The 15,474-nt window shown below is 39.4% G+C and carries 18 protein-coding genes; 6 read left to right on the forward strand and 12 right to left on the reverse strand.

The features are described 5' to 3' along the window. Positions 1–12: 12 nt before the first annotated feature. From RJ01_RS00570 to ispH, 5 genes are all read right to left on the reverse strand, one after another. Positions 13–759 (reverse strand): PilX N-terminal domain-containing pilus assembly protein, encoded by a 747-nt coding sequence (locus RJ01_RS00570; protein ID WP_034169709.1) that lies wholly within the window; start codon positions 757–759, stop codon positions 13–15. Further along, positions 756–1,709 carry a PilW family protein gene (locus RJ01_RS00575; protein WP_034169710.1) on the reverse strand — a complete coding sequence of 318 codons (954 nt, stop codon included), beginning with the start codon at positions 1,707–1,709 and terminating at the stop codon, positions 756–758. Before RJ01_RS00575 ends, RJ01_RS00570 begins: the two co-directional genes overlap by 4 nt. A 1-nt stretch (position 1,710) precedes the next feature. Beyond that, on the reverse strand, positions 1,711–2,211 hold the full coding sequence (gene pilV, locus RJ01_RS00580; RefSeq protein ID WP_034169711.1) for a type IV pilus modification protein PilV: 501 nt from the start codon (positions 2,209–2,211) through the stop codon (positions 1,711–1,713). Then, a complete protein-coding gene (locus RJ01_RS00585; RefSeq protein WP_034169712.1) occupies positions 2,211–2,723 on the reverse strand; it encodes a Tfp pilus assembly protein FimT/FimU in 513 nt (170 codons plus the stop codon). Before RJ01_RS00585 ends, pilV begins: the two co-directional genes overlap by 1 nt. A gap of 162 nt (positions 2,724–2,885) precedes the next feature. Further along, entirely contained in the window at positions 2,886–3,836 is a 951-nt protein-coding gene (gene ispH, locus RJ01_RS00590) for a 4-hydroxy-3-methylbut-2-enyl diphosphate reductase (protein ID WP_034169713.1), read from the reverse strand. Between the two features lie 135 nt (positions 3,837–3,971). On the opposite strand from ispH, the gene gmk reads away from it, so the two are divergent. The 6 genes from gmk to bfr all read left to right on the forward strand — a co-directional run bounded on the left by gmk (position 3,972) and on the right by bfr (position 8,777). Further along, on the forward strand, positions 3,972–4,595 hold the full coding sequence (gmk, locus tag RJ01_RS00595) for a guanylate kinase (RefSeq protein WP_004787090.1): 624 nt from the start codon (positions 3,972–3,974) through the stop codon (positions 4,593–4,595). Between the two features lie 77 nt (positions 4,596–4,672). After that, positions 4,673–4,954 (forward strand): DNA-directed RNA polymerase subunit omega, encoded by a 282-nt coding sequence (gene rpoZ / locus RJ01_RS00600; protein WP_004650579.1) that lies wholly within the window; start codon positions 4,673–4,675, stop codon positions 4,952–4,954. 217 nt (positions 4,955–5,171) lie between these two features. Further along, a complete protein-coding gene (locus RJ01_RS00605) occupies positions 5,172–7,277 on the forward strand; it encodes a bifunctional (p)ppGpp synthetase/guanosine-3',5'-bis(diphosphate) 3'-pyrophosphohydrolase (protein ID WP_034169714.1) in 2,106 nt (701 codons plus the stop codon). Positions 7,278–7,352: 75 nt separating this feature from the next. After that, the gene (locus RJ01_RS00610) at positions 7,353–7,736 is read left to right on the forward strand and encodes a RidA family protein (RefSeq protein ID WP_005233608.1); all 384 of its coding nucleotides are present in this window, start codon (positions 7,353–7,355) and stop codon (positions 7,734–7,736) included. 155 nt (positions 7,737–7,891) lie between these two features. After that, a complete protein-coding gene (locus RJ01_RS00615; RefSeq protein ID WP_004787097.1) occupies positions 7,892–8,086 on the forward strand; it encodes a bacterioferritin-associated ferredoxin in 195 nt (64 codons plus the stop codon). 226 nt (positions 8,087–8,312) lie between these two features. Further along, entirely contained in the window at positions 8,313–8,777 is a 465-nt protein-coding gene (gene bfr / locus RJ01_RS00620) for a bacterioferritin (RefSeq protein WP_034169715.1), read from the forward strand. Positions 8,778–8,831: 54 nt separating this feature from the next. Here the strand turns inward: bfr and RJ01_RS00625 are convergent, their stop codons facing one another. The 7 genes from RJ01_RS00625 to RJ01_RS00655 form a co-directional block, all read right to left on the reverse strand. Then, complete coding sequence (locus RJ01_RS00625) at positions 8,832–10,469, reverse strand: PglL family O-oligosaccharyltransferase (RefSeq protein WP_034169716.1); 1,638 nt, start codon at positions 10,467–10,469, stop codon at positions 8,832–8,834. Between the two features lie 81 nt (positions 10,470–10,550). Beyond that, entirely contained in the window at positions 10,551–11,285 is a 735-nt protein-coding gene (tfpZ, locus tag RJ01_RS00630; RefSeq protein ID WP_034169717.1) for a TfpX/TfpZ family type IV pilin accessory protein, read from the reverse strand. Positions 11,286–11,309: 24 nt separating this feature from the next. Beyond that, the gene (locus RJ01_RS00635; protein ID WP_034169718.1) at positions 11,310–12,587 is read right to left on the reverse strand and encodes an O-antigen ligase; all 1,278 of its coding nucleotides are present in this window, start codon (positions 12,585–12,587) and stop codon (positions 11,310–11,312) included. Continuing rightward, entirely contained in the window at positions 12,587–13,027 is a 441-nt protein-coding gene (locus RJ01_RS00640) for a pilin (RefSeq protein WP_034169719.1), read from the reverse strand. The genes RJ01_RS00635 and RJ01_RS00640 overlap by 1 nt, the downstream gene beginning before the upstream one ends. Positions 13,028–13,238: 211 nt before the next feature. Further along, entirely contained in the window at positions 13,239–13,799 is a 561-nt protein-coding gene (locus RJ01_RS00645) for a TPM domain-containing protein (protein ID WP_034169720.1), read from the reverse strand. Further along, complete coding sequence (locus RJ01_RS00650) at positions 13,793–14,836, reverse strand: TPM domain-containing protein (protein WP_152606021.1); 1,044 nt, start codon at positions 14,834–14,836, stop codon at positions 13,793–13,795. Before RJ01_RS00650 ends, RJ01_RS00645 begins: the two co-directional genes overlap by 7 nt. Positions 14,837–14,873: 37 nt before the next feature. Beyond that, entirely contained in the window at positions 14,874–15,467 is a 594-nt protein-coding gene (locus RJ01_RS00655; RefSeq protein WP_034169721.1) for a LemA family protein, read from the reverse strand. Between the last annotated feature and the right edge of the window lie 7 nt (positions 15,468–15,474).

Raw genomic sequence — 15,474 nt, forward strand, 5'->3', positions numbered from 1 at the left:
ATTGACACTCCTTTACGATGTCCCTTTCACAGGTCTTAAGGTATATTGCATTTCTTGATCACTATAAGGCACATTACGTTCTGTTAAGCACTGTCTTACAGTCTTGTTATCTGCTAAAGGGTCATAAAAACTTGTATAATTTGATAAACAATTTTGGATATCTGTTACCGAGCTTTCGCTTAAATTTGGGATAATCGAGATAACGTTTACTGCTACTTTCTGGATTTGTTGGGTTTTTGACTGTTGTTCGTCATCTCCTTCCAACATATGTTCCCAATCTAAACCGGAACTATCAGCACGGATTCCAACACGTGTCATAACTGCTGAACGACCACTAATAAAGTCTGTTTTTCGAGAAATTTTACAAAAACCGATAGTGCCAAGCTGGGTATTTTTAATTTGATCACCTTCCCAATATACGACACTCGCATTACGGCTTCCCTCAAGACTATTAGCATCCCCTCCCCGAATACAAAATACGAGCTCTTTACCTTTATTTTCTGGTCTTAGTACATAGGCCAGCATTCCATCCCCAATCCTCATATTGGCTAGAGTCAAATCATTAGACGTTTGATTTTCTAAACTAAAGAATATGGCATCAGAAGCCTGTTGAAGCAGAGCCTGTGCTTGAGTATTCGTAGCTATATTTAAAGAAGTTAGACTTCCTTTAATTGCCCAAGTCCCTACCAGAGTTAATAAAATGAGCATAACGAGAACAACAATTAAAGTAGCTCCTCGTTGTATAGATAAAGCTTTCATTGAGGGTTCTCCTGAATACCAAACCCATTTCTCAGTGCTATTGTTTGGGTAACCACTTGTCTCATATATAAATTATTTTTATTATCAGCGATTAATGGTTTATTAATATCAAAAATTTGATAGCTTTTATTTGGATCAACAGCACTGTTACTTCCCACACTGTCAGGTGAGCGAACCAACATTCCCAATTGAATAGATACAATTTGTGGTTTATTTGCTAAAGCTAAGTAGTTAGGAATACTAATGTAGCCAAAACGATCAAGTACACCATCCTGCCCAGTAACCGCGGGTGATTTTGTGGCATCAATAGTATCTCTTGCCACCCCTAATAAAACATGCAAATGGTCAACCCGAGGGATAATAATCTCACCATTTCCATTTAAATTATCAAGCTTGAGATCATTATCATTGGAATAACTTGTAGCTTTACAAGCTAAAGCCAGAGCAGTATTTGGATCATTATTTACTTGGCTATCTGTTCGTAAAAAATAGCGCTCTACAACATATACATTTGATGCAATTTCAACACCTTCACAATTATATTTATTGTTGATGGTATTACGATATTGAATTACCAGCTGATCACTTTTTTCTCCCTGCAAATTTGAAGGGCCAATACTGCCAGCGGTCATCAAATTATTACTCGTACTAGCACCTGTAATCTGAAAAGTAGGATTAGTACTGAGATTAGCCTTATTTAACACAATTCCTCCATGTAAAATAGAAGGATCCATAATAGGCTTGCCTGAGTTCAAGTTTGCTAGACGGATATTACGCAACATATATTCCAGACCAAAACTAGCACTATTTTGTAAATTAGCTGCACCTTGCTGTATAGCCATATTTTTTTGAGCAGTAATATAAAGCTGTATAGCAGCTGCTGTAATAAGTAGGCCCAAGATCATGGAAATCATGAGTTCAATAAGTGTAAAACCAGATTGGTGCTTCATGTCAGTACGCCTCCATTACCAGACATTGTGCATCAGCTTTATACACTCCATTTACCATACATGTTGATACATCCTCTTTTGTAATAGAGGTTTTTCCCCACGCAATATAAACACAGGTACGACTACTCCCATCACACTTTTTCATAATGATAGTTTGCCCAAGACTATTTGCTTTGGCTTGGATCTGAGAAGCATCATATATTGCCATTTTATCTGGCTCACAATCTGGCTTATAGGAAGTTGCACTTCCTAGACAGCTCACAATAGCTTGTCCATTTGGCGTATTAATTGCCGAGATGTAATCATTCAATGCAAGACGATTAATTCGCATTCGATCACTTAGGTCTCGAGCTACTGTCATTGCCATGGTACGGTCAGTTGCTTCCGTCATTGCCTGTAATGCACGAAGCTGTAATATTGAAAATCCTATTACCCCTATCGCTAAAATGAATAGTGCTACCAGAACCTCCATTAGCCCTACTCCATATTGTGATTTAATCATCAACATGCACCTGCTTTATTTTCAATTTTCTCAATTACACCTGTTTTCGAGATGCTGATTTCTTTTGAAGTAGCTAATTTAGTACTACATAAGGTAAAAATAAGCGGAACTACCTTATCGATTTTTTTAGGATTTGTAGTATCGTTTTCGGGTAGAAGTGGATTAAAATCTGGATTATCAATCTGCTTATTTCTTTTAGTAACTAAACCTATAGGCTGAAATTCTACATCTGTAGTATCACTTGTAAGCCTTATATCACTGTACTTAGAAGTCCAATAAAATGTAGTCGCATCATTGGTACCATTTGCAAATTTAATAGTTACCTTTTTACGTAGTGCAGCAGATTGAGCACGAGCCTGACCAAACAAGTAGGCAAGTTCTTTAGCAGTATTATTTAACTGTTGTTTTTTTATAGCATCTCCAAAAGAAGGTGCTGCAATTGTCGCAATAATCCCTAGAATTGCAATCGCCACCATCAACTCAATTAATGTGAATCCATTTTTTTTCTGCATACTATTCCCCAAGGCAACAAAACTTTACCTCATTAAAAATATTATCTAATTAACTTACAAATCCCACACAAATAGAGATGAATGGCATAAAAAAACAGATAACTGCAAAAATTAGTTATCTGTTTTTTAAAATTATAAATCAGGTGATAAGTGCGTCATATCTTAAGCTTGAGTGACTGGAATACGTAACTCTTTTGGCAAACTAAATGTAATATTCTCTTCTCGCCCATCCAGTTCTTTTGGTGCCTGTGCACCCCAATCCTGTAAACGCTGAATCACCTGCTTAATTAAAATTTCCGGGGCGGAAGCACCTGCAGTTACCCCAATTTTAGAAATATTAGTAAACCATTCCTGCTTGAGCTCATCTGCATTATCGACCAGATAGGCCGCTTTACCCATACGTTCCGCGAGTTCGCGCAAACGGTTTGAATTTGAAGAGTTTGGAGAACCTACTACTAGAACCACATCACAACGTTCAGCCAAGTCGCGCACTGCATCCTGACGGTTTTGCGTGGCGTAGCAAATATCGTCTTTACGTGGGCCTTGAATCAGTGGAAATTTCTGGCGAAGAGCATCAATCACTTTGGCAGTATCATCAATTGACAAAGTTGTTTGTGTTACAAAAGCGACTTTCTCAGGATTGCGTACCGTTAAAGCAGCGACATCTTCTTCATCTTCAACTAGATAAATGTCACCCCCATTATTTTTATCATATTGCCCCATGGTGCCTTCAACTTCTGGGTGGCCCTCATGACCAATTAGAATCGCTTCCACTCCCTCACGGGCATATTTAGTCACTTCAATATGTACTTTAGTGACCAATGGACAGGTCGCATCAAAAACTTTTAAACCACGCTGTTCGGCTTCCTGTTGCACAGCCTTAGACACACCATGTGCACTAAAAATCACGATATTGTCATCCGGAACTTCATCTAGCTCATCGACAAAGATCGCGCCACGTTGACGTAAATCATCTACGACAAATTTGTTATGCACCACTTCATGACGCACATAAATTGGTGGATTAAAGCATTCTAGGGCACGGTTTACGATCGCAATGGCACGATCCACACCGGCACAGAAACCACGCGGGTTAGCTAAAACAATTTCCATAGAAATCCTCAATACTCACTCAATTTATGGCGCTACAATTGAAATAAATGTAAAACAATCGACGTACAACTATTTAGTTTAAAGCCGGTCTACTCTAAAATAGAGAAGATATTTTATCATATCAGGAAAAATATCATGTCGGGTCTCTTGTTTGTCGTTTCTGCAGCGTCTGGAACGGGCAAAACATCCCTCGTTAAAGCATTACTTGAACGCGTCAACAATCTTCATGTTTCTGTTTCTCATACGACACGCGGTCAACGACCTGGCGAACTCGATGGCGTACATTATCATTTCTCGACTAAAGAAGACTTTTTAAATCTGGTCGAGGAAGGTGGTTTTATTGAATATGCCGAAGTCTTTGGTAATTATTACGGCACAGCACAAGCGACTGTAAAAGAACAACTTGCTAAAGGTCATGATGTATTACTTGAAATTGACTGGCAAGGTGCACAACAAGTTCGTCGACTTTTTCCTGAATCTAAACAGATTTTCATTCTTCCACCAAGTCAGTTTGATTTGCGTCAGCGTCTTTCTAATCGTGGTACAGACTCTGTTGAAGTGATTGAACACCGTCTTAGCTGTGCAGTCGAAGACATGCAGCAGTATGTCAATTTTGATTATGTCATTATCAATGATGACTTTAATAAGGCATTACATGATCTTGAATCTGTGATTATTGCCAATCGACTAGTCCTTTCCCAGCAAGCGACCCGCCATGAAAAACTGATCCAGGCTTTAATTACTCCAAGCGAACAGTGATTAAAACTTGAGTCTCCAGACAAAGCATTTTATACTGTGCAGTCTGTTGAAATTTACTATTCAAAACGAGAATTCTTATGGCACGCGTAACCGTTGAAGATTGTTTAGACCATGTAGACAACCGCTTTGAGCTTGTACTAGTGGCAAGCAAACGCGCGCGTCAATTGGCACGTCAAGGCATTGAACCAACTGTAGAATGGGACAATGATAAACCAACTGTAGTTGCTTTACGTGAAATCGCTGCAGGTCATGTATCAAAAGATATTTTGAAACAACGTGATCAAGATTATCAAACTTCAAGTTTAGACCTTGCACTTTCTGCAAATAATCTAAATTTAGATGGTTTTTCTTTCCAATAAGAATAAACCATTCCAAAAAGCCTAGTTTTAAACTAGGCTTTTTTTGTTCTGTGACTTTTATATTTTGCACAGAACGGTTATAACATAAGGGTTAGCTCTAAAGTCAGTATAAGTTTTTCACTCGTTAATATGAAAAAACTGACCCACTTTATGTTATACATTTCATACGAGCTTTCTCTGTTTTATTTGTTAAAAAGTCCAGTTTTAAAGGTGTTTTATGCCAGGCCCACAGGTCAGTGAAGCTAAGCAACAGTTAAAAATCATCATCGACGCGTACTTAAGTGAAAGCGATGTCGAACGTGTGCTTGCGGCCTGTGATTATGCCGATATTGCCCATGATGGCATTACCCGTAAAAGTGGTGAACCTTATATTCTGCACCCTATCGCGGTGAGCTGTATTCTGGCCCATATGCGTCTGGATACTGAAACCTTAATGGCAGCGCTGCTGCATGATGTCATTGAAGATACCGACTTCAATAAAGATGACATTACTGAAAAATTTGGCAGTACGGTTGCAGAGCTGGTTGATGGGGTCACCAAACTCAGCCATTCTAGCGATAAAGAATATAATAAAGCAGCCTCTTTCCGAAAAATCCTGCAAGCGACTCTACAGGATCCACGTGTCATTATTGTGAAACTGGCAGATCGCTATCACAACATGACTACACTGGAAGCATTACGCCCTGATAAACGCGCCCGTATTGCCCGAGAAACCTTTGAAATTTTTGTTCCAATGGCACGCTTGGTCGGCATGAATGAAATGGCAGATAATCTAGAACATCTCTGTTATCAGAATCTGGATCTGGATATGTACAATGATGTCCAGGCCGCCCTTTTAGAAACCAAGCCTAAACGTTGTGAATATCAGGCCAAATGGGAACAGAAACTTAATGAACTGCTTCAGCAATATGCCATTGAAGGCCGGGTTAAAAAGAAAAACAATAATATCGAGCTATTACGTCACTTTGTAAAAAATGATATTGATCTGCAGGAACTTACCCATAGCCACGCATTTGAAATTATCTTACAGAGCATTGCCGACTGTGACCGTCTCGCAGATATCCTGACTGAGAGTTTTACAGTTCAAAATTATCAGGACAATATTCGTCGCCCCCTTCCGGGCGGCAACCAGTCTTTAACCATGCGCTTAAAAGGTGAAAAGACCACCCTATCGCTGACTATTCAAACTGAACTGATGCGTAAAGCTGCGCGCTTTGGTGTGGTACTTGGTGAAAATGCGCCTCAAGCCTGCCGCTCTGCTATTCAGGCATCTATGCAAAATCTAAACGTATTGGTTGATGGCGAATGCGCCAAAACTACGTTCAGCGAATTACTGGATTATCTGCACCAGGAAAAAATTTGGGTTTATACCCCTCATGGTCATCTGCATGAATTACCTCAAGGTGCGACTGCAGTTGATTTTGCCTATGCCGCTAGTCTGTTCCTAGGTAACCATGCCATTGGCGCCAAAATTAATGGTGAAACCAAACCACTTTCTACACCATTATTGAGTGGTCAGGTCGTTGAAGTCATTACCGATGTTCTTGCAACCCCAAACCCGGACTGGCTCAGTTTTATTAATACCCAAAAAGCCCGTCGTGCCATTCAGAATATTTTGCGTGATCAGGATATTGATGAACAGCGCCTTGTCGGTCAACAGGCTCTTAACCGTGCCTTAAAACTTTTCCAGTGTTCTATTCGTGATCTGACCGAAGCTGACTGGAAAAATGTACTGGAGTGGCGTCATGTCCCGACTAAAGAACAACTATTTGAACAGATTGCTGTAGGTGATTTATTACCGCAACTGGTTGCCAACCATTTATTCGCACATGATCAGCATCAAAATACAAATAGTTCAGGTCGCCTTATTCAGGGTACAGAAGGTGTAGATGTTAAATACGCACATTGCTGTAACCCGGTACTTGGTGATCCAATTCAAGGTCATCTGACTCGTCGTGGCTTAATTGTGCATCGTGCCCGTTGTCATAATTTATTGCAGGAACAACATATGCATCCTGAAAATATTATGCCTCTACAATGGACGACCGAAGATCTGGATGATGTCAGCTTTACTGCCTATCTCTGTATTGATCAGGCCATGGACGATGAACAGATTTCCGATCTGATTTATCAATGTCGTAAAGGCCATACAGGTGTAGAAATGGTACGTAATTATGATGGCAAAACTTATGTAAATATTGTGGTGCATAACCGTAAACAGATTGCCAAGATTATTCGTGATTTACGCATGCATTTTGGTTTTCCACGTATTACTCGCTTAGAACAGTCGCTCAATATTGCTGAAACATCTAAAGCCAGTTAATCATTTAAAACGATAATGCTTTTGTCAGTTGAATTGATCTAATATGATGTATGTTGATGATAAAAGGAGAAATTGATGTCCCGCCAAGTGATCCATACTGAAAATGCCCCGGCTGCCATAGGCACCTATTCACAAGCAATTCTAGTCGGGGATACACTTTATTTATCCGGCCAGATTGGTCTGGATCCATATAGTATGGAACTGGTTGAAGGCATCGAAGCTCAGATTCGCCGTGTATTTGATAACCTGAAAGCGGTTTGTGAAGCAGCAGGTGGCTCATTGGCTGATATTGCGAAACTGAATATCTTCTTAACTGACCTCTCTCATTTTCAGCTCGTCAACCAGATTATGGGTGAATACTTTGCTCAACCTTATCCAGCACGTGCTGCCTTAGGTGTTGCAAGTTTACCTAAAGGTGCTTTAGTTGAGATGGATGGCATCGTTGTTATCAATCAATAAGTTATAGAAAATTAAGAGATACCACCTATCAGGTGGTATTTTTTTATCTGAATCATCAATCACTATAAAAAGCGTTTTCAAATGATTTTTATTGACAAACGATAACAATTATCAATAATATCTCTTATCTTATTTATTCACTGTGGTTGTATCCTATGTACGTTTGTCTATGCCGTGGCATTACAGATCAAGACATTAAAGATGCTATTGCAAATGGCGCCGAAAGTTATCGCGATGTACGCGAAATGCTTGACCTAGGCACGTGTTGTGGCCGTTGTGCTCCGGAAGCCCGTATGATCATCAGTGATGAAATTTCCCAGATTGCTGCCCGGCTAGCGGTTGCTGCCTAAAGCGGATAACGATAATTATAAAATCAATGGTCTCGTATCATTACTCCTCCCCCGCCTCTGACTCTGGCGGGTTTTTATTGCTTTATATTTCACCTGAAGCTTTTTGATTGCGATTTTCATTTGCAGTTCAATAAATTACTCGCCATTGCTCGCTCGATTGATTTAAGATAAGTTAATCAAAAACCCATAGCGATAAATGGGGCAACAGGCTATATGGAGTGATACGATGAAAGGCAATCGTGATGTAATTAATCAGCTGAACCAGGTGTTGTATCACCACCTTACTGCAATTAACCAATATTTTCTGCATTCCCGCATGTTTAATGACTGGGGCATCGAAAAGCTCGGTTCTGCCGAATATAAAGAATCGATTCGTCAGATGAAGCATGCAGACAAGATTATTGAGCGAATTTTATTTCTGGAAGGTCTGCCAAACCTGCAACACCTAGGCAAACTCTATATCGGTCAGCATACGCAAGAAGTGCTGCAATGTGATGTGCGCAAAGTCAAAGAGAATATTGAAACCATCCAGCAGGCAGTGACTTTGGCAGAAACTCAAATGGATTATGTGACGCGTGATCTGGTTCAGGAAATTCTGGAAAAAGAAGAAGAATATCTGGACTGGACCACTACTCAGCTTGATCTGATTCAAAGTGTGAGTATTGAAAACTATATTCAAAGTCAGCTTTGATTTCTGAAAGATATAAAAAAGCCATCATAATGATGGCTTTTTATTAGATTCAAATTATTTCGGCATATCTTTAAGGACATCTTCATAACTCAGTTCAGTCTTTTGAATCGTATTCAAACGCCAGAGCTGATGATGGGCTTCCTCGACATAACCATTGTAAGCCAACAGACGAATATATTTTAATAAGTTGTATTTGGTTGGATAACTCACCACTAATTTTTCATATTCATGGATTTCGTTTTGACTCATCTTGGTATAGGGATTTACACGAATCCAGTCAATACGATGATTAAATTCAGTCAGCAATAAGATCGGCTTTTGATTGGTTATTTTTTCAGGCTCAAATTCATAACGGATGCTCTGCCCCAATTTTGGCACCGCTGTATCATAATCCCGGTAAATCACTGCAATTAAAATAATACCGGTAATGAAGGCTACTTTCATCAACCATGATGGCATGACAAGCTGTTTAGCTACATCAGCTCGCTGTGACAATACTGTACCAATAATAAAACCAACTGGTAGCAGGAAATAGGCATAATGCTGTGGGAACTCAAACATGGCATGGGTGACAAAGGCACCGATCATTAATATGCCAATGACTGACTCCGTTGTCTTGACCCAACGCTGCATTTGATAGCTTAGATAGCCGAAATAAGCCAGAAAAGGCACACCAATCACTGCCCCGTTCCAGATCAGGAAATCAATAATAAAGTTATGCGCACTCCGGATCCAGACTGGACCTTGGACTGTATCCCTAATAGAAACAAAGGCGACACTGGTCTGATACCAGCCATAACCAAACCATGGCTGTGCCTGAATTGCCGCTAGCATTTGCTGCCAGATTGCCAGACGCGACATATCTCCTGTTGCACGTGCGACTACATCACGGCTTTGTACCACTTGGGCATCCATGACTTGTGTAGCCAGCTGACTGAGTAATGGAAAAGCCACAATACAGGAAATAAAGAAGATGAACCAAGCGGTGCTGTAATACCATTTCAGGCGGATAATGCCTTTGTATTGATAGAAAGCTAAATACAGCATGATGGCGATTGCAGCGACCCAGGCAGTACGTGACTGGCTTAAAGCCACTCCCATCACAATCACAGCAGCGCAGGCAAACAGCCACTTGGTCTGGATTTTTTTCTTTTCATAAAGATAAAAACAACTCATTAATGCCATGACTAAAAAAGTTGCCATATTATTTGGTTGGGCGAAGTTAGCATAAGGCCGTTGAGTACCACTGATATTCACCATCCCCGGCAATACTGAATCCAGATTTGTCCATTGGCAAAGTGCGATCATGCCTGTGACTGTACCGGAAGCTAGAAATACATAACTCAAATTAGTAAAAGTTTCTTCCCGATTATAATCTCCTGTTGACAGGTGATAACCCAGCACACTTGCCAACCAAAAACTAAAGACAAAAATAAAGCCCATCATGGCGGTACTAAAGAAAAATACTTGCCCCATAAGAAATTGAATCAGCGGGACACAGGCAAGTATCAATAATGGCAAACTAACTACAGGAATTCTTAATTTTTCTTTTAAGCAAATTGCAGCTAATGCAAATAGTGCAAAAAAGGCATACAGCTCACCTGTATAGGTCACCCAAGGACGGTAGTGAATGGGCATCAGCCATGCTAAAGAGATCAGGATTGCTGCGATGAGGGAGAGCGTGAATTTCATGGAAATATCAAGCGGTGGAGTTGGGCGTATGATAAACAAAAAGCAGATTAAACGGTAATCTGTTTTTTAGGTAAAAATTAGTTAGTTCCAAGGGCGAAGGTCGACGATTTTAATCACTTCTACTTTTTCTTTATTGATTAAAACTACCATATCAACGGCATTGGCTTTAAGTGGTAACCATGCATTGGCATCTGGGTATTTAGCCAAAGTTCTTTCAACCTCTGTTTTTAGATTGTATTGTTCAAGCTCTTTTAACGGTAAAGCACGTTTCTGGATTTGGTTTTTGGCTTGACTCAGCTCTGCATAACGCTCTGGTCGCTGCGCAATAGAAATACCACTAAATACTTCTGCAAACATCTCATCATTACGCTGTTCAATATTTTTAGCAAATTCGGTTGCAGCATATTGAGGTTTCAACCAAGGAATATGTTGAAATTGCGACTGAGCCTGATCAATTTTTTCTAAAACAATGTCATTTTTACGAACAAGTTCAAAACGGTCTACATTAAATACTAACCATACAGGACGGCCTTGTTCAATACTAAATACCCCATAACATAGAGCCGCAATTTGAATAAATATAATAACACTTAGGTCAAATTTAAGCGTTTTTTTACCTTCTTTATAGACTAATAAACCTAGTAATGGTCCTAAAATTACGTCGATGACCAAGAGCATCAAAAAGATATGCGCCACCCCGACGGCAGAGGCTAGTGGTGATGGATACCAAATAAAAAAGACCATTACTATTGCAGCTAATGCAAGAAAAATAGATATAGAAATATGACTAAGAAAAAATTTTAGACGTTTGGACATTCAAGCCTCCACTGCACTGCTACTTTAAAATAGTCGATAACCATATTCCCAAAATCGGGGTGGAGTTGATGGTAAACTTTCAGATAAAGCTGATGTATGAAAGAATAAATAAATAAAAGCTAAAGCAATTAAAATATAGACAATAAGCTCGAAATTTTTGGATTTTTTTGAACCTTTATGTGTTGATTGATTAAAAGAAGCAGCATACTGAAATTCAGGATTCTTCAGCAGAAAAACGAATAACCACAAAAGAGCGATTTGGGTAATAGGATAAATATGTATACCTGAAAAAGATAAGTCTATACTTACTGCTATAAGAGCTGGAATTACAAAATAATTTTCTTTAAAATTCCACTTTATTCTTTTTAAAATATTCCAAATGACTAAAATAAGAAAACCAAATCCAATTAACCCTGTTTCAGTTAGAATCTGTATAAATAAATTATGTGGATGCGCGGGAATTATACCTGAATACAAATCTAATTGATAAAATCCGCATCCAAAGAGTGGATTTTGTAACCAGCACTGAAATGCACTTACCCAAAGCTCATAGCGGCCACTCGTTGACTCTCTAGCAATTGATCTTACACCAGAAGCTGAATTGCTTGAAAAAAATAGAATAGAAAAATATGTTAACCATGTGGCGATATAAGTGAATAATATTTTCAGTCGTGCTGTACGGTTAAACATGCATATACATGCAATAAAAATACTATACGCTAAATTTGCTGAACGACCGCCATCTAAAAGAATAGATAAGAATGCCAAAAATAAAAAAAATAAATAAATATTTTTAAATTTTTCTTCTTTTAAGTAGAACCAAACAGAAAAAATAGAAAATACTAAAAAGTAACTATTATATATTCTAATATTCCATGGCATAGGATACCAATTTTGATAAACTCCACTTACTAAAAACTCAGCGACAGCAATGGGAAACATTAAAAAAATAGAGAAGCTTAGCCAAATTATAAGCTTGGATAGAAACTCATTGTAATTTAAATCAAAAAAAGCCTTATAAAGCAAATAGAATAAAATAAACTCATAAAGAATATAACTATAGTTTGACCAACATAAAAAACCCAACAGAATGAAAATAAAAAAACAAAATTCATACTTTGAAAAATATTTTTTTTTATGAGTTAAACCATAAAACCCTAAACCAATTAATAGAAAAACTTCAAAAATTCTTAATTCATTATAAAAATTAAAACTGTCTATAGAAAAACCCGCGATAAATAACAAAAAATAAAGAGCTATAAATAGCTCTTTATTTTTAAAATGTTTAATTAAATTAAACATTAGGTCCCACGACAATTAGCAGGAAGGAATTTACCTGGAGCTGTACCACCCTTACAAACCCATGATACACCTTTAGCTGTATCACCAGTGCCTTCTAAAACAATAGTTTTGGTATTTGCTTCACTATTAATATTAGCAAGAGTTGCAGAAATCTTTGATACTGTATCACTAGTTTTTGTATATGCAACAGCGCTAACATATTGACCAGCAGGTGCTGTATTAATTCCTGCTTGTGTAGCATTCGTAGGCATTACCCCTTGAGACGTAAAATATTCTGATACGCTTGTTTTCGCAGATGCTAATGCACCCACAGCTTCAGTTACTTTAGCACGCGCTGTATAGTCAGTGTATGCTGGAATCGCAATTGCAGCCAAAATACCGATGATCGCTACAACGATCATTAATTCAATGAGGGTAAAACCCTTTTGTACTGTATTCATAACATTCTCCACAAATGTTTTTGTTTATTTATAAGCCTGAAGAAAAAGCTCATTTAGCTTAATTTTATATTAAGCACTAAGTGTGCCAAGTTTTATTATAATAATTTTGACAGAAAAAACAGCACTTTAAAAAAATATTTTTTATTTTTGTAATCATTGTGTTTTATTTTGTGTAACTAACTGACAAAAATTGTCAGTTAGTTGCCTAAAATCACCCCAGAATAATCGGTTTATTCCCCAATTCATTTTCTAAATCATCTATTTTACGGTCATAGTACTGATCTAGCACTTCTCCAATCTGCTTAACCCCTTCAATTACACCTTCTTTAAACTTCTGCTGGACTAAATGCTGAATAATATTTTGGCAGATTTCATCCCAGACTTGCTGGGTCGTTGCATTTTTAATTCCACGGTCAATCACAATTTCTACCTTATGCTCGCAGAGGTTCAAATACAGCAGTACCCCACTGTTATATTCGGTATCCCAAACCCCAATCTCAGCAAATAACTGTCGCGCACGGCAGAGCGTATCCTGATAATAAGCAGAACGAGAAGGTAAAGATCCTTCAATCACGACCTGAATTTCCCCCACATGCCCATGCTCGGCTTCTTCTACAGCTAATGCAATGGCATGCTGATCCTGCTTGGAGAAAAACCGCTTGGTTGCTGGCATATAACAGAAGTGCTTAAGCCAGCGCTTAAAACTTGGTTGGGCATGTTCTTCCAGCTTAGGCTGCGTGACAATTTCTGTCGTATCTGTTGTTGTTACCATGAACCTGATGCTCCTCCCCCACCAAAACCACCGCCGCCTCCACCGAAGCCGCCGCCTCCAAAACCACCACGCCCACTACCACCGCCACGGCCTCCACCTGCCATAAAGGCATGCAGGATTAACTGAGCAAGTGAGGTCACGAGCAAAAAGAAAACTCCAGCACCAATTAATAGGCTAGCGACCAATCCCATACCATTGACTAACCCGGCTGCGGTACCCGCTACTGCAGCAGTGGCCGCACTCAACTTCCTGCCAAAAATCATGGAACCAATGACACCAGCGACGATAATAAAAACAACCGAACCAAAAGTCGCTTGAGAGGCCTGTTGCGCTTTGTAAGCCTGCTCCTGACGTTCTTTAAGCTCAGCTGCTGCTTGAGCTGCAATTTCTGGATCCAGATTTAGAATACGCTCAATTTCTGCCAGCCCAGCATCTATCCCTTGCGCATACTGACCCTGCTTAAACAAAGGTGTAATTTTGTTATTAATAATCCGTCCAGCCACAATATCTGGCAGAACGCCTTCCAACCCATATCCAGTTAAAATCTGAATACGATGATCATTTACCGCAATGGTCATTAACAGACCATTATCATGCTCTTTTGATCCTAGTTGCCAGCGATCTGCCACACGCATGGAATAGTCAAAAATATCTTCCTGACCCGTGGTAGGTACAATTACCACGCCGATCTGAGCCTTACCTGCCTGATAGAGGTTAATGATTCGTTGACTAAGTTGCTGTTTTTCTGCTGCCGTTAATAAATTTGCCTGATCAATGACTGGCTCATTCATGCTGGGCAAGTCGCGCTGAACCTGACCTTCTGCCATATCATTGGCAATTTGGGGCCGCGGTGCTGTAGCTGCAGATTCTACATTTTGATCCGTAGTATTCGTTTTAGGCTGCAAAATTTCACGTGCAACAATGATTTCTTCTGTATCGGTTGCCGTTGCTGTTTCACTCCAAGCAGGGTTCATCAGGCTCATAATGAGGCTAAGAAATATCCCTGTACAAAGTTTTACAGCGCTTATATGCATCATTGCAGCCACCTTATTAGCAGATTACCCAAGATTAAGCTTAGTCAAATGAAACCTTAGGTGCCTGTTGCGCACTCTGCTCTGCACTAAAGTTTGGCTTGGTATCCATCCCAATGACTTTGGCCGTCATTACCTGCGGGAACTGACGTGCATAAGAGTTAAAATCTTGTACAGTGGTAATATAGCGGTTACGTGCTACCGCAATACGGTTTTCAGTACCCTCAAGTTGTACCTGCAGATCACGGAACTGCTCATTGGCTTTCAGATCAGGATAATTTTCAGTTACTGCTAGTAAACGTGACAAAGCACTCGTCATTTGTGCCTGAGCTTCCTGATAACGCTGGAACAGTTCAGGATCTTCCAGCACTTCACGATCGACTTTCAAACCTGCAACATTGGCACGTGCCTGAGTCACTTCAGTCAATACCTGCTCTTCATGCGCCGCATAGCCTTTGACGACATTGACCAGATTCGGCACCAAGTCAGCACGGCGCTGATACTGGTTCTGCACTTCAGACCATGCCGCAGTTACTGCCTCATCCTTGACTTGTAAGGTGTTATAGCCACAACCTGTAAGTGTCAGGGTACTGGCTAACATCAGAGCAATGAAAGATTTTTTTAATTCAGGGACCATCTTTTAT

It is taken from the genome of Acinetobacter sp. YZS-X1-1 (assembly GCF_000804305.1).
Lineage (GTDB): Bacteria > Pseudomonadota > Gammaproteobacteria > Pseudomonadales > Moraxellaceae > Acinetobacter > Acinetobacter variabilis.